19 protein-coding genes are annotated in these 18269 nt (G+C 64.6%); 7 read left to right on the top strand and 12 right to left on the bottom strand.

Annotated elements, in window-relative coordinates:
- The first annotated feature begins 53 nt into the window (after positions 1-53).
- Complete coding sequence (locus V1273_RS04560; RefSeq protein WP_334408852.1) at positions 54-1082, top strand: lytic transglycosylase domain-containing protein; 1029 nt, start codon at positions 54-56, stop codon at positions 1080-1082.
- A gap of 72 nt (positions 1083-1154) precedes the next feature.
- Here the strand turns inward: V1273_RS04560 and V1273_RS04555 are convergent, their stop codons facing one another.
- From V1273_RS04555 to V1273_RS04540, 4 genes are all read right to left on the bottom strand, one after another.
- Positions 1155-1454, bottom strand: coding sequence for a hypothetical protein (locus V1273_RS04555; protein WP_334366468.1), 300 nt, complete (start codon positions 1452-1454; stop codon positions 1155-1157).
- 155 nt (positions 1455-1609) lie between these two features.
- Positions 1610-2437 (bottom strand): extracellular solute-binding protein, encoded by an 828-nt coding sequence (locus V1273_RS04550; protein ID WP_334412168.1) that lies wholly within the window; start codon positions 2435-2437, stop codon positions 1610-1612.
- Between the two features lie 74 nt (positions 2438-2511).
- Positions 2512-3234, bottom strand: coding sequence for an energy-coupling factor ABC transporter ATP-binding protein (locus V1273_RS04545; protein ID WP_334408850.1), 723 nt, complete (start codon positions 3232-3234; stop codon positions 2512-2514).
- Between the two features lie 2 nt (positions 3235-3236).
- Positions 3237-3929, bottom strand: coding sequence for an ABC transporter permease (locus V1273_RS04540; RefSeq protein WP_334366466.1), 693 nt, complete (start codon positions 3927-3929; stop codon positions 3237-3239).
- A 91-nt stretch (positions 3930-4020) separates the two neighbouring features.
- Here V1273_RS04540 and V1273_RS04535 point away from each other — a divergent pair, with 91 nt between their 5' ends.
- On the top strand, positions 4021-4908 hold the full coding sequence (locus tag V1273_RS04535) for a helix-turn-helix transcriptional regulator (protein WP_334408849.1): 888 nt from the start codon (positions 4021-4023) through the stop codon (positions 4906-4908).
- A 53-nt stretch (positions 4909-4961) separates the two neighbouring features.
- Here the strand turns inward: V1273_RS04535 and V1273_RS04530 are convergent, their stop codons facing one another.
- Both V1273_RS04530 and V1273_RS04525 read right to left on the bottom strand, forming a co-directional pair.
- Entirely contained in the window at positions 4962-5378 is a 417-nt protein-coding gene (locus tag V1273_RS04530) for a RidA family protein (protein ID WP_334408847.1), read from the bottom strand.
- Between the two features lie 59 nt (positions 5379-5437).
- Entirely contained in the window at positions 5438-6640 is a 1203-nt protein-coding gene (locus tag V1273_RS04525; RefSeq protein WP_334412167.1) for a threonine ammonia-lyase, read from the bottom strand.
- A gap of 226 nt (positions 6641-6866) precedes the next feature.
- Here V1273_RS04525 and V1273_RS04520 point away from each other — a divergent pair, with 226 nt between their 5' ends.
- Together V1273_RS04520 and V1273_RS04515 are read left to right on the top strand one after the other, a co-directional pair.
- Positions 6867-7544, top strand: a complete 678-nt coding sequence (locus tag V1273_RS04520) for a response regulator (protein ID WP_213285676.1) — start codon at positions 6867-6869, stop codon at positions 7542-7544.
- Positions 7541-9487 (top strand): sensor histidine kinase, encoded by a 1947-nt coding sequence (locus V1273_RS04515; protein ID WP_334408845.1) that lies wholly within the window; start codon positions 7541-7543, stop codon positions 9485-9487. Before V1273_RS04520 ends, V1273_RS04515 begins: the two co-directional genes overlap by 4 nt.
- 93 nt (positions 9488-9580) lie before the next feature.
- On the opposite strand, the gene V1273_RS04510 is transcribed toward V1273_RS04515, so the two are convergent.
- Positions 9581-9871 (bottom strand): hypothetical protein, encoded by a 291-nt coding sequence (locus tag V1273_RS04510; protein ID WP_334366462.1) that lies wholly within the window; start codon positions 9869-9871, stop codon positions 9581-9583.
- 244 nt (positions 9872-10115) lie between these two features.
- On the opposite strand from V1273_RS04510, the gene V1273_RS04505 reads away from it, so the two are divergent.
- Positions 10116-10355 (top strand): cysteine rich repeat-containing protein, encoded by a 240-nt coding sequence (locus tag V1273_RS04505; RefSeq protein ID WP_334408844.1) that lies wholly within the window; start codon positions 10116-10118, stop codon positions 10353-10355.
- A gap of 231 nt (positions 10356-10586) precedes the next feature.
- Here V1273_RS04505 and V1273_RS04500 read toward each other — a convergent pair whose 3' ends face one another.
- From V1273_RS04500 to V1273_RS04490, 3 genes are all read right to left on the bottom strand, one after another.
- Positions 10587-11288: a hypothetical protein gene (locus tag V1273_RS04500; protein ID WP_334408843.1), complete on the bottom strand. Its 702-nt coding sequence runs from the start codon at positions 11286-11288 to the stop codon at positions 10587-10589.
- A gap of 112 nt (positions 11289-11400) precedes the next feature.
- A complete protein-coding gene (locus V1273_RS04495) occupies positions 11401-12108 on the bottom strand; it encodes a hypothetical protein (protein ID WP_334408841.1) in 708 nt (235 codons plus the stop codon).
- Between the two features lie 129 nt (positions 12109-12237).
- The gene (locus V1273_RS04490) at positions 12238-12483 is read right to left on the bottom strand and encodes a hypothetical protein (protein WP_334366458.1); all 246 of its coding nucleotides are present in this window, start codon (positions 12481-12483) and stop codon (positions 12238-12240) included.
- A gap of 147 nt (positions 12484-12630) precedes the next feature.
- On the opposite strand from V1273_RS04490, the gene V1273_RS04485 reads away from it, so the two are divergent.
- The gene (locus V1273_RS04485; RefSeq protein ID WP_334408840.1) at positions 12631-13281 is read left to right on the top strand and encodes a hypothetical protein; all 651 of its coding nucleotides are present in this window, start codon (positions 12631-12633) and stop codon (positions 13279-13281) included.
- Here the strand turns inward: V1273_RS04485 and V1273_RS04480 are convergent.
- Entirely contained in the window at positions 13278-14186 is a 909-nt protein-coding gene (locus tag V1273_RS04480) for a DMT family transporter (protein WP_334408839.1), read from the bottom strand. The two genes, V1273_RS04485 and V1273_RS04480, sit on opposite strands and share 4 nt — an antisense overlap.
- 95 nt (positions 14187-14281) lie before the next feature.
- Here V1273_RS04480 and pdxR point away from each other — a divergent pair, with 95 nt between their 5' ends.
- Positions 14282-15724 carry a MocR-like pyridoxine biosynthesis transcription factor PdxR gene (pdxR, locus tag V1273_RS04475; protein WP_334408838.1) on the top strand — a complete coding sequence of 481 codons (1443 nt, stop codon included), beginning with the start codon at positions 14282-14284 and terminating at the stop codon, positions 15722-15724.
- A gap of 27 nt (positions 15725-15751) precedes the next feature.
- Here the strand turns inward: pdxR and V1273_RS04470 are convergent, their stop codons facing one another.
- Positions 15752-18091 (bottom strand): mechanosensitive ion channel domain-containing protein, encoded by a 2340-nt coding sequence (locus tag V1273_RS04470; RefSeq protein ID WP_334383824.1) that lies wholly within the window; start codon positions 18089-18091, stop codon positions 15752-15754.
- Between the last annotated feature and the right edge of the window lie 178 nt (positions 18092-18269).

Here is an 18269-nt window from a genome sequence, read left to right as displayed (position 1 = left end):
TCTCCACATCCAACTTCTATCCGACCGGCCTTCACACAAATGGATGGAAGTTGATGCGATATCTTTTCGCCGCCGTGATTGCTGTGTTCGTGGTCGCGGCGGATTTTGAAAGTTCCGAAATCAGGTCAGCGTGGACGGAACTATCTTTCGTTATTGCCGAAGCGCAATCGGAACCTGCCACGACATCGAATTCTCACACTGGAACTGTGACCGCGTCAGTTGAGCATTCGCAAGAACCGGACGCAACAAACGTCGTCACCGCGCCGTACGAGTCGGCAACGACAGCCGATGCCGCGGCTCATGCGGTCGCCTCGATAAAGGAGCCACCGAACCCGATTTGTGAAGCGGTCAGAAGTGCCGCTGAGGAACACGATATTCCGATCGGCTTTCTCGTGCGCCTGCTCTGGCAGGAAAGCAGGTTTAAAGTGGCGGAGGTCAGTTCGGCAGGCGCGCAGGGCATTGCGCAATTCATGCCGCGAACGGCGGTCGAAATGGGCTTGAAAGACCCATTCGATCCGCTGCAGGCGATTCCTGCGTCGGCAAGATTTCTTCGCAAGCTTTATAATCAGTTCGGAAATCTCGGGCTTGCGGCGGCAGCCTACAATGCGGGCGGCGGCAGGATCGAGAAGTGGCTATCGCGGCGCGGTGCGTTGCCGAAGGAAACGCGCAATTACGTCAAGATCATCACCGGCAACAAGGCCGAGGCCTGGACGGACGCAAACAACACTGTTCACATGCCGACGGACCTGCCGGATAAGGCGCCATGTGAAGGCGTCGGTGGCCTGTCGAAGGAAGACCAGATCGCCGAAATTCCGGTCGATCTGGCGCCTTCGATCAGCGGAATGGTGCGAAAGGTTGATATTGCCGAAGAGAGCCACGCGGCGCTCAAGAAGCGGCGAGTTGTTGCAAGCCGAACCGCAAGGGTCGTACGTACGGCGTTCCGGAATGCACATGCCCGGGTAACCCGGCTGGCAGCAAAGGCTGCGACACGGAAGCCCGGCAAGCAATCCGCCACCCGCTTTGCGTCGGCCGCCGGCAGCGGCAGCCGGACAAAGTCATCGAAAGCATCGCGGGAATTGTAGACTCGGATCGACCCGCCAGTTGGCACGCAAAAAAAGCCCGCATTGCTGCGGGCTTTTTTCTCGCCGGCTGTCTTACCAGCGACCGGTGCCGAAGCTGAAGGTTACGCCGGGACCGCCGCCGTAATAGCGGGGACCGTAGTACCCGTACCGGCGCGGCGCGTAGTAGCCGTAGCTATCGTAGTACGGGCGATAGTGCCGGTGGTAACCCCAGTGCCGATGACGCCAGTGGCGGCGATGGGCGCTGAAGTCAGTGGAAGACTGCACAGTATCCGTCGCAGGTTTCGCCTTTACCGCATTGTCGGCGGCGTTGGCGGCGGAACCGCCGATCAGCGCAGCAGCACCAACGGCAAATACGATGGCTAGTTTCTTCATCATCGAACTCCAGTGATTGTGTCCACTCTACCGAGTCTAATCACCGCGCCGCGATCACGTTCCGTCTGCGACATTAAGACTGCGACAGATCGTTGAACAAATATTCATGAATATGAACGGTGGTGGTTCCTTCGATGACTGATCGTAGCCGCGTATCACGCGCCGGAATCGCTGGCGCTGGGATAGAACAACTGCTCGCCGTTGATCTTGTAATCGGCGATCGCCCTCTGGCCCTCTGATGATATCAGCCAATCGATGAATTGTTGGCCGAGATCCTTCTTGACGCTCGGATGTTTCTCCGGATTCACCAGCATGACGCCGTACTGGTTGAACAGGCGCTTGTCGCCTTCGACTGAAATCACGAGGTCGCCGCGATTCTTGAACGACAGCCAGGTGCCGCGATCAGCGAGCACATAGGCGTTCGAGGCCGACGCGGTGTTGAGCGCAGCGCCCATGCCCTGCCCGATCTCCTTGTACCAGGGACCCTTGTCCTTTGCGATGTCGATGCCGGCGATCTTCCAGAGATTGAGCTCCGCCTGATGCGTGCCGGACTTGTCGCCGCGCGAGATGAAATCGGCCCCCTTCGCCTTGATCGCGGAGAGCGCCGCAACGATGTCCTTCGAGCCCTTGATGCCGGCCGGGTCGCTCTTCGGCCCGATCAGGATGAAGTCGTTGTACATCACGGGATGGCGCCTGACGCCAAACCCTTCGGACACGAATTTTTCTTCCGCAGGTTTGGCGTGGACGAACACGACGTCGGCATCGCCGCGGCGGCCGGTATCGAGCGCTTGTCCCGTGCCCTGCGCCACCACTTTTACGTCGATGCCGGTCCTGGCCTTGAACATCGGCAGGATATAGCCGAACAGGCCGGAATCCTGCGTCGAGGTGGTCGAGGCCACCACGATCGATTTATCCTGCGCGACGGCGTGGCTCGCGAAAACCAGGCTGGCGGTCGCCGCAATCAGCAGACGGCGCGTGAGCATGCTCATTTGTTTTCCCTTCTTTAGTTGCGCATGATCTTTTCGGAAAACCTGTAACCACTTTTCCGGATCATGCGCTAAATCAACAGTTCGCCGGCGAGGAACGCCCTCGCCTCGGCGGTTTGCGGCGCGTCGAAGAACGATGCGGCTGCACCGGTTTCGACAATTCGGCCGCGGTGAAGCATGACGACCTCGCCGGCGAGCCTGCGCGCTTCGCCGAGATCGTGGGTCGCCATCACGACCTTGATGTTGCGCTCGCTCACAGTGCGGATGATGTCTTCCACCGCCTTGGTGGCGATGGGATCGAGGCTCGCGGTCGGCTCGTCCAGGAACAACACCGCGGGATCGCGCGCCAGCGCCCGCGCCAGCGCCAGGCGCTGCTGCTCGCCGCCGGAGAGCCTTCGCGCCGCGCGGTTGGCGAGCGCGTGCAAGCCGACCAGTTCGAGCAACTCGGCGACGCGTCGCGCATGTTCCGCGCGCGGAATGCCGGCGGCGCGCAGCGCAAAACGGAGATTGGCGGCGGCGCTGCGCCGGAGCATCGCCGGGCGCTGAAACACGATCGCACGCTTCAGCGGGGAGACATGTTCGAGCCCGCCCCAGGTGATGCGGCCGCGCGACGGTGCCAGCAGCCCCATCGCCAGGCGCAAGAGCGTCGATTTGCCCGAGCCGTTGGGGCCGATCAATACCGTGGGCAGGCCCGGCGCCAGCGTGAGCGCGATGTCGTCGAGGATCGTGACCCCGCCGGCCGCTACCGTGACGCCATCAAATTTGATCGGCAGTTCGCTCGAAGGCGCGCGCATGGTCATCCCGCCAGTCGCTCGCCGGCGCGGCGCACGCTCCACGCCAGCGCGTTGACCGCGATCACGATCGAAATCAGCACGAGGCCGAGGCCGACCGCGAGCGGCAGGTCGCCCTTGGAAGTCTCCAGCGCAATCGCCGTCGTCATCGTGCGGGTGAAGCCTTCGATGTTGCCGCCGACGATGATGATGGCGCCGACCTCCGCCGCCGCGCGGCCGAAGCCGGCGAGCAGCGCGGTGACCAGGCTGAAGCGCGCGTCCCAGATCAGCGCCATGACACGGCCGAGGGGCCCGAGGTTCATCGCGGTGAGTTCGTCGCGGTATTCGAGCCAGAGATCCTCGATGGTCTGGCGCGTCAGCGCAGCGATGATCGGCGTGACCAGCACGGTCTGCGCGACGATCATCGCGCTCGGGGTGAACAACAGGCCGAACGCGCCGAGCGGCCCGGAGCGCGACAGCGCGAGATACACCGCGAGGCCGACAACGACCGGCGGCAGGCCCATCAAGGCGTTGAGCAGGACGATGACGCCCTGGCGGCCGGGAAATCTCGTCAGCGCGATCCAGGCCCCCATGGGAATGCCGATCAGCGCGGCCAGCGCCACCGCTGATAGGCTGACATAGAGCGACAGCCGCACGATCGCGAACAGCGCAGGATCGCCGCTGAGGACAAGTTGAAGGGCGGACGGACCGTCTGGCATTTGTAATTCCACTAGCGCTGGGCATCTTGCGCAGATAGCGACGATATGGTCAATTTCTGGAATATTTGCACTCGAATGCATATTGGTGCCGATGCCGGAGCTCCTCACGACAGACGAAGCGGCGGATTATCTGCGGCTCTCCGAGCGCAAGCTCTACGAGCTGGTGGCGAACCGCGCGGTGCCCTGCAGCAAGGTGACCGGCCGCTGGCTGTTTCCGCGCACGGCGCTGGATCGCTGGGTGTCCGCCGGCCTGATCTCGCCCACCGCGCTGGCGCAGGTGGCGGCGCCGCCGATCGTCGGCGGCAGCCACGATCCGCTGCTGGAATGGGGCTTACGTGAGAGCAATTCCGGCCTCGCCAGCCTGGCCGAAGGCAGCGAGGAAGGCCTGCGTCGGCTGACGCGTGGCGAGGTGATGGTCGCGGCGATCCATCTGCACCGGCTCGACGGCGATGACGAGAGAGCCAATGTCGAGGCGGTCGCCGACGCGCCGGGCCTGCATGATGCAGTCCTGCTCGGCTTTGCGCGGCGCGAGCAGGGCATTCTGGTCGCGTCCGGCAATCCGCTGGACTTGAGCGACATGGCCTCGATCGCAACATCGCGCGCGCGGATGGCGCAACGCCCGGCTGGCGCCGGTGCGCAATTGCTGCTGCTCGCGCTGCTGGCGCGCGCGGGCATCACGCTCGACGATCTGAAACTGGCAAAACCCGCCTTCCCCACCGGACCCGATATCGCGCAAGCCATCCGCGCCGGCCGCATCGATTGCGGCATCGCGACGCGAAGCGTGGCGAAATCGGCAGGGCTCGATTTCCTCCCCGTCACCTGGGAGCGTTTTGATCTCGTGATGCGGCAGCGCGATTACTTTATGAAGGGGCCGCAGGCGCTGTTCGAGTTCATGCGCGGGCCGAGCTTCCGCGATCGCGCGGGCGAGCTCGGCGGCTATGACGTCCGCGAGGCCGGTGCGGTGCGGCTGGTGAATTGAGGGGCGCGAACGAGTCCCTCGCTGCTTTTGGCCTGGAAGGGCCGTCTTGCCATCTACTCTCGTGCAAGGAAAACCACGGAGGGTTCTACCTCGACGAGAAATTCATCGTTGGCGAGGCTCGCCACCCCAATCCAAGTTGCACACGGTGGATTGTCGCCGAAAGTCGCCTTGAGAGCGCCACTGATTGCGTCGCTTTCATGCATGTGGCTTTGCTTGATGTAGAGGCGTAACGCACCGACCTGATCAAGTCTCGCGCCGGCCGATGCCAGTGCGACAGCAAGGTTTTCAAGGCTCTTCTGGAGTTGGCGACCGACATCGCCAGCACCGACGATGTTTCGATCTGCATCCCAAGCAACTTGACCAGATACGTGTATAGCGTTGCCGACAGGTGTCGGGATGACTGCTATCTGCGCAAAACCGTAGCGCCGGCTGTCAAAGAGTTCGGAAGAAACGTGTACTGATCGGGTCATTGCGGCTCCTGCTTGTGGCTCTCTTCTCGGGCGACATGCTTTGCTCGAAAACGCCATGCTTACCTTCGCCCCGGCAGCCACGCGACAAACCCCGCCTCCCCAAGCCGCTTCATCACCTCGTCCAGATGCACACGGTCGCGCGTTTCGATGACGACTTCGAGCAAGGTGCCCTTGGCGGGGAGATCGGAGAAGGTGCGCTGGTGCGAGACTTCGATGATGTTGGCGCCGGCTTCGGCGAGCAGCGCCGAGACGGCGGCGAGCTGGCCGGGCCGGTCGACGATGTCGATCGCGATCTGGGTCAGCCGCCCCTCGCGCGCGAGTTCGCGGGTCAGCACGGAGGCGATCAGCCGGGTATCGATGTTGCCGCCGGTTAGCACAAGGCCGACATTGCGGCCGGCAAAGCGCTCCGGCGCGGCCAGCACCGCGGCGAGGCCCGCAGCGCCGGCGCCCTCGACCACGGTCTTTTCGATCGCGATCAGCATCGCCACCGCCCGCTCGATCTGGTCCTCGGTGACGAGAACGATGTCGTCGACGAGATGGCGGATGATCTCGGTGGTGATCCGGCCCGGCACCTTCACCGCAATGCCTTCGGCAAGCGTATCGCCGCGCATCGGCAGACGCTGGCCCTTGATAGCGTTGTACATCGACGGATAGAGCTGCGCCTGCACGCCTATGATCTGCAGATCCGGCTTCAGCGATTTGGCCGCAACCGCCATGCCGGAGATCAGCCCACCACCGCCGATCGGCACCACCAGCGTATCGAGCTGCGGCGCGGCCCGCAGCATTTCGACCGCGATGGTGCCCTGCCCCGCGATGATCAAGGGATCGTCGTAAGGATGGATCATGATCATGCCGTGCGCCTCGCCATGCGTGCGCGCAAATTCGCCAGCCTCTTCCAGCGTCTTGCCGGAGATGATCGTGTTCGCGCCGTGACGCCGCGTGTTCTCGATCTTCACCATCGGGGTGCCGACCGGCATCACGATGGCTGCGGGAATGCCAAGCCTATTTGCGTGATAGGCCACGCCCTGCGCGTGGTTGCCGGCCGACATCGCGATCACGCCGCGCCGCCGCTCCTCCGGCGACAGCGCCAGCAGCCGGTTGAGCGCGCCGCGCTCCTTGAAGGTCGAGGTGAACTGCAGGTTCTCGAATTTGAGCCAGAGATTGCAGCCGCAGATCTCGCTCAGCGTCCGGCTCTGGTCGCATTCGGTAACGAGGACTGACCCGGCAATGGACGCGCCCGCGGCCGTGATGTCCTCGGGCATGACGGCAAGGCGGCCGGGTTCGGAGGCGACTTTCGTCGGCGGTACATTTTTAGGAGGATTCGGCATTTCGGTGGCCTCGTTGAGAGGCAATCGTATAGGCTTTTTCCGCTCCTTTCGCCTCCCTCGAATCTCGTAAAAATCCCGCCCCATGAACATGGGTGTCGCAAAAAACTGTCACGGGGTTACACTTGCGCGGGCTGCAGGGACAGGCAGCCGGAGTTTTCAGATGAATTCATTGAGCGATGGGCCCAAGGCGGAAGCCATCACGGTCGTGCTGGTCGAGGACGACGCGCCGACGCTTTGGCGGCTGCAGGACGCGCTGGCCAAGGCCGGATACCAGGTCAGAGCCGCGGGCACGCTCGCGGAAGCCCGCGCCTGTCTCGCGCAAGGCGCACCAAAGGTGCTGCTGACCGATCTTCAGTTGCCGGATGGCCATGGCGTCGACCTGATCCGCGAGACCCGTCGGCGCTTTCCCGATACCGAGATCATGGTGATCTCGATCCTCGGCGACGAGGAAAGCGTGATTTCGGCGATCACCGTCGGCGCGACAGGCTATCTGCTCAAGGACGCCTTCCCGACCGACATCGCCGCCACCGTGCGCGACCTCGTCGCCGGCCACTCGCCGATCTCGGCCTCGATCGCGCGTTTCATCGTGCGCCGGACCCAGAGCACGCCGGAGCCGCCGCCCGGCCCAGTACTCAACACCACCAAACTGACGCCGCGCGAAATCGACATTCTCTGGGGCATCGCCAAGGGCTTTAGCTATGCCGAGATCGCCAGCCATCTCGGCCTGTCGCGCCAAACCGTGCCCGGGCATATCAAGAGCATCTATCGCAAGCTCGAAGTTCATACCCGGGGCGAGGCGGTGTTCGAGGCGGTCCAGCAGGGCTTGATCAAGTTGTGAATGATCACGGCGACGACGTGCAACCGGAGCTGCCCGGCCGCGCGCGGCGTCGGCTGCGATCGTCCCGTCTCATCCAGTATCTGCTGCTGCAGGCGGTGATCGCCGTCGCCGGCGTCGCGATGCTTCTGCAATCGCTGCCCGGACCTCCCGCGCAGTATCAGGTGACGGCCTTTCAGCTCACCGAAGCCGGCGCCGAGCGGGCGGTGACGTTGCCTTACTTCTCACCGTTGCGGAATGCGATGAACGATCCGCCCCGCTTCAGGGGACGCTTCGTCCGCCCGGCCGGCGAGGCCTCGCGAGCCTGGTCGGTGTTCCTGCCGCGCTTCACCAACGGCGTCGAGGTTACCGTCAACGATGTCGTGATCCTCGACAGCCGGCGCGATCCCGCCGCCAACCGCCCCGACCGCAACACGCCGGCGATTGCGGTGATCCCCGCATCGGTGCTGCGCGATGGCGACAACGCCATCTCGATCCGGCTGTTCATCTGGGGCCCGATCACCGGCTTCCTCGATCGCATCTGGGTCGACCCGGACGAAGAGTTGCGCCCGACCTACAATCTCAGAACGCTGGTGTTCGTGACGTTGCCGGTGGTGTTCTCATCCTGGCAGGCAATTCTGGCGGTGATCCTCGGCATCATGTGGGTGATGCGTCGCCACGAGCCGGCCTACGGCGTTCTGGCGGCGGCGATGGCCGTGGGTGTCGGCCAGGCGTTCCTGCAAACACCGATGGGCGAGACGCCGTTTTCCAGGTTCAATGTGATCCTGATTTCCTCCGCGCCGATCGAAAGCGCACTGGTGCTGGTCTTTGCGCTGCTGCTCTCGGGCTGGAAGTGGCAGCGCTACGCCTGGGTCATCTTCATTCCGGGCATCGCATTGGCGCTGGCCGGCCTGTTCGGAAATCAGGCGCTGGTGCGCGCCCTCTTCCTGATTCTCGCCGTACCGATGGTCGGCATCTCCCTTCTCATCATGGCCGTCGTTACCGCGCGATCGGCGCTGCAGCGGCAGAACGTCGCGAGCTTCCTGCTCGGATGCGCGGTTACGATCATGCTGACCTGCTGGATCGTCGACCTGCTCTCGGTATTTCAGATGATGCCCAACCGCATCTTCACCGCGCGGCTGTCCTATTCGGCGATGCTGGTCGCGATCGGCGCGGGGCTCACCTGGCGGTTCGCCCGGGCGCTGAACCAGGTCGACGGCTTTGCCGGCCGTCTCGTCACCCAGGTGCGCGAGGCGGAGGAGAAGCTGAAGGCCAGTTTCGCCCGCGAGGAGGAGCGCGCCCGCGCCGCGGCGCTGGCGCGGGAACGCACGCGCCTGATGCGCGACCTGCATGACGGGCTCGGCGGCCAGCTCGTCAGCATCGTGGCGCTCAGCGAACGCGGCAATGGCAGCGCGGGGATCGGTGATGCGGCGCGCGCCGCGCTGAAGGATTTGCGCCTCGTCATCGACTCCATGGACGACATCGGCGGCGATCTGATGCTGGCGCTCGGCTCATGGCGCGAACGCGCCATGGCGCAGCTTCGTCCGCATGACATCGCGCTGGACTGGCGCGCGGTCACCGCGCAGGGCCTGCCGGTTCATCCCGAGCTGCGGCCATGGCACGTCATCCAGATCGTGCGGCTGTTGGATGAAGCGGTGACCAATGCGGTCAAGCACGCCGAGGCGCGGCGCATTACGGTGAGGATCGAGACGCTGGCCGGCGCCGACGGCCTCGAGCGCGGCTGCATCACCGTCGAGGATGACGGCAGGGGGTTTGAGATCGCGCCTGACGGCGGAGCCGCAGGAGCTGCGAAAACGGCGCGCGGCCTGCGCAACATGCGAAGCCGCGCCGCGCGCTGCGGCGCCGAGCTGGAACTGAGCTCCTGCGCCCAAGGGACCCACAAAGGCACGCGCGTGAGGCTCACCTTGCCCCACCGCTTCCCCGACAGCGACGGCGCTGCCGGTTAGCATGCACACTTTTGCTTACGCGTTTTCTTTACGCGAACCGGTGTTCATCCCGGATCAAGTCCGAGGACATGCTTCGCTTGAAAACCCTTTGCCTCAGCGGCGGCCGACGCGGTTGACCGGGCCACCGCGGTTCATCGGCGTACCGGCCCGAACGCCGACGCCCCGAGCTCCGACGCCGACAGCGCCGACGCCCACGACCGGCGTCACGACCGCAGCCGCCGCGACCGGCGTCGGGCGCGCGACGCAGCCCTTCGGCACGCCAACCGTCTTGCAATAAACCACTGCCGCCTGGGCAGAGCCTACGCCGCCGACTGCAAAGGAAGCCACGGCCGAAAACGCCGCGAGCGTCAGACCTGCGCTCAGCCAACCTGTCTTCTTCAACATGTGTCATCTCTCCCGAATTGGGCGTGCAGCTCTTTGCGATGTGCCGATCGGTCACCGCAGCCGACGCGAGATGTACATGGTCCATCGAGATGCCCGGCAACATCCCATGAAAATGGTGTGGGCGCGCGCGGGGTGATTTTGCGGCCCGCTGCCGACGCCATGAACATGGCATGGACCGCGGGCGCAACCTCGACGAGTTTTCGCGCGCTTTCAATCTTCCATTCTCGTCAAAAGGTGATCCATGATGAAATCCATTCATGTCGTGGCCGCGGCCACTGCGCTGATCCTGTCGCTCGGCGCCGGCTCGCTGGCTCAGGCGCAATCCGGCCCCACTCCCCAGGAGCAGATGGCCTGCCGCTCGGATGCCGGAAAATTCTGCGCCGAGCATATCGGCAAGCCGCCGCAGATGAATGCCTGCCTGAAAGCGAACAAGACGAAGCTGTCGGATGGCTGCCGCAAGGTGGTGGAATCGCGCGGCGGCTAAGACGTGTGGCGGCTAGCTGAGACGTAATGTTTCATTTCATTGAAACGGCGCGATCGGTCCAGCGTTCCCCGGATGCTGCGCAGCGCGCCGCTAGCGGCGTGGTGCGCTGCTGATCCGGGGTCATATGTCGCGGCATTGGGTCCCGGCTCTGCGGTGCAGCGCTCCGCGCTGCACCGCGCCCGGGACACGACAGCGATTCAAGAAGGATGCGCCGCGACTCTTCCGGATCGATCAATCCTGATCGAACAACCTGATCCGGGGCATTTCGATTCGTGCGGGCTCGCCAGCGAACGCTTCTTCGCGGATGATGATGCGCCGCGGCTCGGTTGCTTCCCGGACCTGCGTCTCGACCGCCTCGAGGTCCTGCTCGCGGGGCTGCTGGAAGCGGCGCTTGTCGGCCCAGCGCTGGCGCCGCTCGGCGCGCCGCTGTTCGGCGGCAGCCCGTTTGAGATCGGCATCACGCGCCTTGGCAAACGCCTCCTGGGGCGCAGCAGCCTTCTCCGCAGCGGTCTTTTCGCTGGCCTGTTCGGCGGGCTTCGAGGGTTTCGGCGGTGGCGGTACAGGTTGAGCGGCCGCTGCGTTATTGGCCGTCTTCTCTTCGGTGGAAGCATTATTAGCAGCCGGCGCTGCCGCCGCCGTTTGCGGCTGTGGTTGCGCTTGGGGCTGTGGCTGCGTCTGTTGGGGCTGCGTTTGCGGCTGCTCCTGGGCGGGCGCGGTATTGGCCGCGGCCGCCGTCGCCGCGACATGGGGCACCGGCTCCGATGGCTCCGTCGAGACGGATATCGGCTCCGCTGACATCCGGCGTTCCAGTTTCGAGATCACATGTGTCGGCGGACTGACGATGTTGGCAGCCAGATATCCACCGCCAACACCGGCGGCGACCGCGACAATCACGGTTCCTGCCCCCGCAAAAAAGGCGGTTGATGTGCGCATCGGCAAACTCCCTCATCCACGCGGGCAACGCGTGGGGTAGGGTGATGTTCCGGTGCGGCGTTATGTGTAGGAGTTCTGTGTAAGGGTCGGAACCAGCGGCGCAGATCGCCGCTCAGATCATCGCGGCGACTTTTTCCAGCCCGATGATGCGGGCAAGCGAGCGCACTTCGCTCTTCTGGTCCTCACGCAACTGGAACAGCAGCGGCATCGCCGCCGATTTCAATTGCTGGACTTCCGCGGACTCTGGATCGATCGGCACGCCCGTCGCATTCGGGTTGGCCTGGCGGCCCGCATGAATCTTGCGGGCGACGGCACGCAGCGCAGTCTCCACCGGCGGCCAGTAGTACTCCTGCGACGCCGTCAGTTTCAGGCGGTCCTTGATGCCGGCGATCTGGCCATCGCTCAACAGTGTGTAGCTCTTCTGCGGCTGGGGCTTTGCTGCGGCCTTGGGCTTGACGGGCGCAGGCGCCGGCACCGGTGCCGTGCTCGGCTCAGCGGTGGACGTCGTGGGCGGGGCGGCGGGCGCCGCGATTTCCTTCGGCATGGCCATATCGACAGGCGAAGTCGAGGCATAGGCCCGGCGCAGCGATTCGTTCAGCGCGGGATCCCTGGGCTGGGGCTCAACCGCGGCGGTGGCGTAGCTCAGGACCGCCAGGCGATCCTTTTTGCCTTCCTTGTTCGAGACCGGCGCCTGGACGGAGGAAGCCGACGCCAGTTCGAACCGGGCGGCAGGTAGGCTGTCGCGGCCGACAATGGCGGTGACGGCGGCGCCGGCCACGAGAAAACAGATCAGCGCGACAATCGTCATAGTCTTGGTCAAAAAGGTCTCCATTCCCGCCGACGTTTGGCCCTTTTGCCGAAAACTGGATGATAATTGAGGCTATACGATGCCAATCGCCGCGCTGACGCGGTCGAAAAGATGGGGAAAAAGTCCCAAAAAGGCCCGGAATCAGGCCGCTGCGGCCAGTTCATAGGCCTCCTGGATATCGGCAACGATATCGGAAGCTTCCCACAGGGCGTCGGGGGCGACCTGTTGCAGGGTGACGGTCCAGTTGCTCTTGCGGTTGCGCGGCATGCTGACGACGTCGAATTCGATACCGCGGCACAGCGGATGCCGATCGAGCGCAAACATCACCCGGCGCCGGATCTCCTCGAGCGTTGCCGGGGTTTTGGCGAAATACCGATCGAAATCCATTCCATACCCCTTTCGATTTGCCGTCCGACCGTGGCGGCGGACCATCGTCTGGGGCTATTGTTGGGGCCGATATGGTTAACGGCGCGTTAAGCCTTCGGAATGGCAACCGCCGGGAGCCGAGTAAACGGCGCAGCGGAACAGCCCGGCATGGCTGAAGCGACATCCCAGATGACGTCGGTCGCTACCGGGCCATCGGTTCGCGCCGCGCTGGTGGCGGCGATCGCGATTTCAGCCTTCACGCTGTCGATCGCGACGTTCGAACTGTCGATGGCGGACTGGCCCTCCGGCTTCGTCCTGCTGGCCGTCGTGCCGCTGGTCGCGCTGGTGTTCTTCGGCTGCCTCGTGTGGTCGGCTTCGCTGCTCCCCAGGATCCGAACCGGTGGCGCGAAGTTCGCCCTTCCCTTCCTGATCTCCGCGCTCACGCTTGCCATTCTCGCCTACGCCCCGCTGCACCAGGTCGCCCTCCAGCAGAATTTCCGCTGGCACCGGGCCGACCGCGAACGGATCGTGGCGCGGGTCGAAGCCGGCGAGCTGAACCCCAACGTCTCCTACAACAAGAACCTAGTGGCGCTCGGCGACCGCGAGCCAAATGTTTCCGTCGGCAACGACATCGTCGTCGACGAGACGGAAGAAGGCACCTATGTGCTGTTTTTGACCTCACGCGGCCTGAAGCACCATTTCACCGGCTTCCTGCACGTGCCGCCGGGCGGCGATCCCAAAAACTTCTTCGAATTCGCCGACAAGCCGCCGAGCCGGCTCGAGCGCTACGACGAGAATTGGTATTTCGTGGCGAATTAGGTCGCATTCGCCCGGAGTGACCCGCCGGCGATGGTGCCAAGCGCGATGCCGCCGATGATCAGCACCATCGCAAGAAACAGCGACGGCTCCAGCGGCTCGTTTAGCATCACGGTCGCGCTGACGATGCCGAGCAGCGGCGTCGCCAGCAGACACAGCGATGTGGTGACCGCCGGCAGGCTGCGGTTCACCATGGTCATCGCCCAGTTGGCGAATGCCGTGCAGACAATTCCGCTATGGAGCATCAACGCGGAAAGACGCCATGTCCACGCGATATGCGGCGGGCCTTCCACGAGCCACGCGATGAGCGACAGCAGCGCCGCCGCCAGCAGCACCTGCCAGAACACGAGTTGAAAGGGTGTCGAGATCCATTTGTGGGCCCTGACATAGACGATGTTGCCGGCCCAGCAGAACGCGGCAATCAGAATCAGGCCGCTGCCGAACAGCGCGTTGCGGTCAGCCCAGTTCAGCGTCTGCGGATTGAAGATGACCGCGAGGCCGGCCAGGCCGCAGCCGATACCGATCGCGCGCCGGCGCGTGATATGCTCCGACAGAAACATGGCTGCTCCGATCGCGACCCATAGCGGCGTCGTATAGCCAAGCACGATCGCCCTGCCGGCCGGCACGAATTGCAGCCCGGCCGCCACCAGCGCGGAAAACGCCACCAGGTGCAGGATCGAGGTGCAGAACACGACCGGCAGGTCGCCGCGCTTCGGCACGATGAACGTCCCCTGCGCCCACAACATCGGCGCCAGCGTCCCGGCGGCGATCATGCAGCGCAGCGCCGTCGCCCATAGCGGGGACACGTCGTGCACGATCATCTTCGTCACCGGCCAGTTGGTCCCCCACGCGAACACGACACCGGCAAGCAGCGCCGCCGCGCTGCGGGTTGAAAGTCCACTGGCCATCTCGAACACGCCCCGTCACGAGCCGCTCGGCATTGCCTAGCCCTTTAACTGGCTCTAACGAAAGAACCAGTTTTTACGATTTACTGGAGCCAGTTGTGGACGACCTGATTCCCGGAATGCTGCATCTGGCGCGCGACAGCGGCGCGACCTTGACGCGCCAGCTCACCGACCAGTTGCGGCACCTCATCACGGAAGGACGCCTCGCGCCCGGCCAGCGCCTGCCCTCGAGCCGGCAACTGGCGGAATCGCTCGCCCTCTCACGCAACACCGTCTCGTTTGCGATCGAGCAATTGGCCGCGGAAGGCTATCTCTCGCTCTCCGCCGGACGCCGTCCGGTGGTCGCCGAAGGCCTATCGCTCGATCGTCGCAAAATGTCGCCGCGAAGCAGCCGGGCCGGAAGCGAGCGGATAGGCCTGTCGTCCTGGGCGCGCGGCCTGCAGCGGGCGGACTGGCCGCCTGTTCATGAGGGACGGCCGCGGCCGTTTCAGCCCGGGCTGGCGGACGAGCGCGAGTTTCCGCACGATGTGTGGAGCCGCTACCTGCGGCGCGCGGCGCGAAACGCACCGCTACGCCGTGACCGGCCCATCAACCATCGACCGCTACAGGAAGCGCTGCTCGGGCATCTCGTGGTTCATCGCGGAATCAAAGCCAAGGCCGACCAGATATTAATCGTGCCGACGGCGCAATCCGGCCTGACGCTGGTCGCAGATGCGCTGCTCGAGCGCGGCGATCACGCCTGGATCGAAAGCCCGGGCTATGGCGGCGCCAACGTCGCATTGCATGCCGCCGGCGCCATCGTTTCCACCATACCGCTCGACGCGCAAGGCATGGCCGTCTCATCCCGCAAGGAGGCGCCGCGGCTGATCTTCGTCACGCCGTCGCATCAATATCCGACCGGGCGGCTGATGCCGATCGGCCGCCGTCTCGAACTGCTGCGTTTCGCGGAAGCCACGGGCGCCTGCATCATCGAGGACGACTACGACGGCGAATTTCACTACGAGGCCCGCCCGGTGGCCGCCCTGCAGGGGCTCGCAACGTCGCCGCGCGTGTTCTATCTCGGCACCTTTTCGAAAGCGACGTATGCGGACATTCGCTTCGGTTACCTCGTCGTCCCCGAAGCGCTGATCGGTCACTTCGAACTGGCGCAGCGCCACATGGGAATGCTGACGTCGATCACCATGCAGGACGCGCTGGCCGAGTTCATCGCATCCGGCGCCTATCTCGGCCACATCAGAAGGATGGCGCGCCTCTACAAGGGCCGGCGCGACCGCATGCTGCAGGCGCTTGCCGCTGAAGCCGGTGACCGTCTCGCGATCGAAGCCCCGGCCGGCGGCATGCAATTGCTGGCAAGGTGCAGCGGACCGGCAAACGACCGGCGATTGTCGGCGCGCCTGCTCGACGCCGGCGTCGCCAGCCGGCCGTTATCGAGCATGCTGTATCACAAGACCAATGAGCAGGGCCTGTTTCTCGGCTTTGCGGCATGGAATGAAAAAGAGATCGATCAGGCGGCGCGCATCCTTGGTCGAATCCTGCGTTGAGGCACGCGGATAGCGTTGCGTGACGAACTAGCCCGCCGCCCGCCTGGGCTTCGCATTCGCGGCGGCACCGGCGGGCGCCGGAACCTGCATCAGAATGGTTTGGCTGGCGGGCGCGATTTCCACGCCGCACTCCTGGAATCGCCGCTTCATGCGGCGGTTGAATTCCCGCTGCACCGGCCAGCGGCCGGCATCGCTGCAGCGGATCTGGCCGACGATCGAAGCCATCGAGCCGTCTACCTTGTCGACCCCCCACAGTTCGAGATCGCCGCGGATCAGGTGCTGGAATTCGGGCTCGCGCCGCATTTCGGCGACGATGTCCTTCAGGATCTGGCCGGCGCGGTCGGTGTCTTCCTTGTAGGCCACGTTGACGCTCACGGCGGCGTTGCCGGCGCCGCGGCTTGAATTGGTGATCGTCGTCACCGCACTGAACGGCACGATGTGCACGGAGCCGTCGCCGGCGCGCAGGCGAAGGGTGCGGATCGAGACATTCTCCACGACCCCTGACAGGCCAGACAGCGTGACGGTGTCGCCGACTTGCACCGTGTTCTCGATCAGGAGAAACAGCCCGGTAATGAGGTCCTGCACCAGTTTCTGCGAGCCGAAGCCGATGGCGATACCGACGATACCGGCGCCGGCGAGCAGCGGCGCGACATTGACGCCGATCTCGCTGAGCGCCGTGAGGCCAACGACGACGACGATAAGGCACAACAGTGCCGTTCGCAGCATCGGCTGAAACGTGCGCAGCCGCGCCGCGCGGGCGTAGTGACCGTCGCGCGACAGTGCGGTAACCTTGCGGTCCAGCAACGCGTTGCTGATTTCCCAGATCGCCGCAGCAGCCAGTGCTGCAATGCCGACGGTAACCACCGCCGACACGAGCCGGCTGCCGATCTGGCCGCCGTAGAACCAGACGATGGCGTCGATGCCCCAGACTTCCAGCAGCGCGACAAGGCCGATGAAGGCGATCGCGGCCGAGATGACGTTGCGCAACAGCGGCAGATAGCGGTTGGCGCGGTTCTCCAAGCCCGGAAAGCGGCGCAGGAGTTCTGGGCTGATGCGGAAGCCACGATCGATCAAGCTCAGCACCAGCATGGTGGAAAGACGCACGATCAGCGCAACCGCGACGGTGCCGACGAAATATTGCAGGAGCAGCGCGTAGCCGTTGCGGATGTTGAGCGCCCACACTGCCCATAAGGCGAGGTCGAGCGCGATCGCAAGATAGTGCCACAGGCCGGCGACGCGGTTGCGCACCCTGGCGGCTGTGCCGTCGCGGCCGGCCGGCGCGCGAATAGCATCCGCAACCTGGCGGCGGCACTGCAGGATAATGACGACGATGAAGAGATGGACGACCAGCATCACCAGGCGCAGCAACGCCATGTAGCCACCGCGATGCAAGCCCAGCAGCAACGCCACATTGGCGAAGGCAATGCCCGAGACACCGACGGTGACGATGCGCCGCGCCCATATCTCGATATAGGCTGCGGTCTCGGCGCGAACGCGAAACAGGCCGAAAGGTCCGGCCAGAGCCCGTACCACGCAGATCAGCCCGCGAGTCAGCGCATAGGCGTTCACGACCGCGAGGATCACGAGCCGGGCGGTTGCGAGATCGCCGATCCCGGTTCCCAGCAACGTCGTGGCGGTACCAATAAAGACAAGCACCGGGAGCAATTCGAGCGCGAGCCGTCCCAGCACGAAGGGCAACCTGACCAACGACTGCCAGGTGCGCGCCAGACTGAGGCGGCGCCGATGCAGCTCGGGCGCGGCCGTGACGTCAGCCACGGAGGATGGCGGATCGGCCACCGCCAAAGTCGCCACCGGCGCGCGCGCCGCTTGCGGCAGGCGCGCCTCCAACAGCGCCACCGGGCGCTTGATCAGGCGGAAAACCAGCCACTCGGCAGCGAGGGCGCAAAGAAACACCAGCGCCAGTTTCCACGCGATGTCGAACAACTGGTGATAGGCGGACGGATCGTTGGCGGTCCGCACGAACCAGTAATAGAACGCCCGAAAGTCCGTCAGCATCCGCGCCACATCGGCGACCTCGCGCGAGATCTCGCCGACCCGCTCGGATACCGTCAGCAGGAGCTGTGCGCCGAGGCTGTCGGCGGTGAGCGGCATCGCGGATTGCTGTTCGGGCGCGGGAGCCGCGCCTTGCGGTGGCGGCGAGGCACTGGCGATCGCACGTAGCGTCTCGATGACTTGCGCGCGCTTCTTGTCATCGGAAAGCGTCTCGAGCGCCCGCTTCGCCTGATCGGGCGTCAGGACGTCAGCTTTATCGGTAGGGGCGGCAGGCGCAGCACCGGGCTGCGCGAAAACCGGGAAGTTAAACAGCGCGCAGATGAGCAGGATCGCGGGGAAGAGCTTGTGCGACACGAAGGCCTCGCTGAATAAAATGCGCCCGGCGGCGAAACCTGGAATCGGTCTCGCCTTCGCGCGTGCGTCATGTCGGATTGCCTGTTTTCGCCGTCATCCTGTGTCGGAAGTTTGCCAGCGCGGCGGCTTTCTCTTGGCATTTGCCGTTGGGCGCGCCTGGCATTGCTGCATCACAAAA

The organism is Bradyrhizobium sp. AZCC 1721 (genome assembly GCF_036924715.1).
Classification (GTDB): domain Bacteria; phylum Pseudomonadota; class Alphaproteobacteria; order Rhizobiales; family Xanthobacteraceae; genus Bradyrhizobium.
This window is presented reverse-complemented; position numbering and strand designations above follow the sequence as displayed.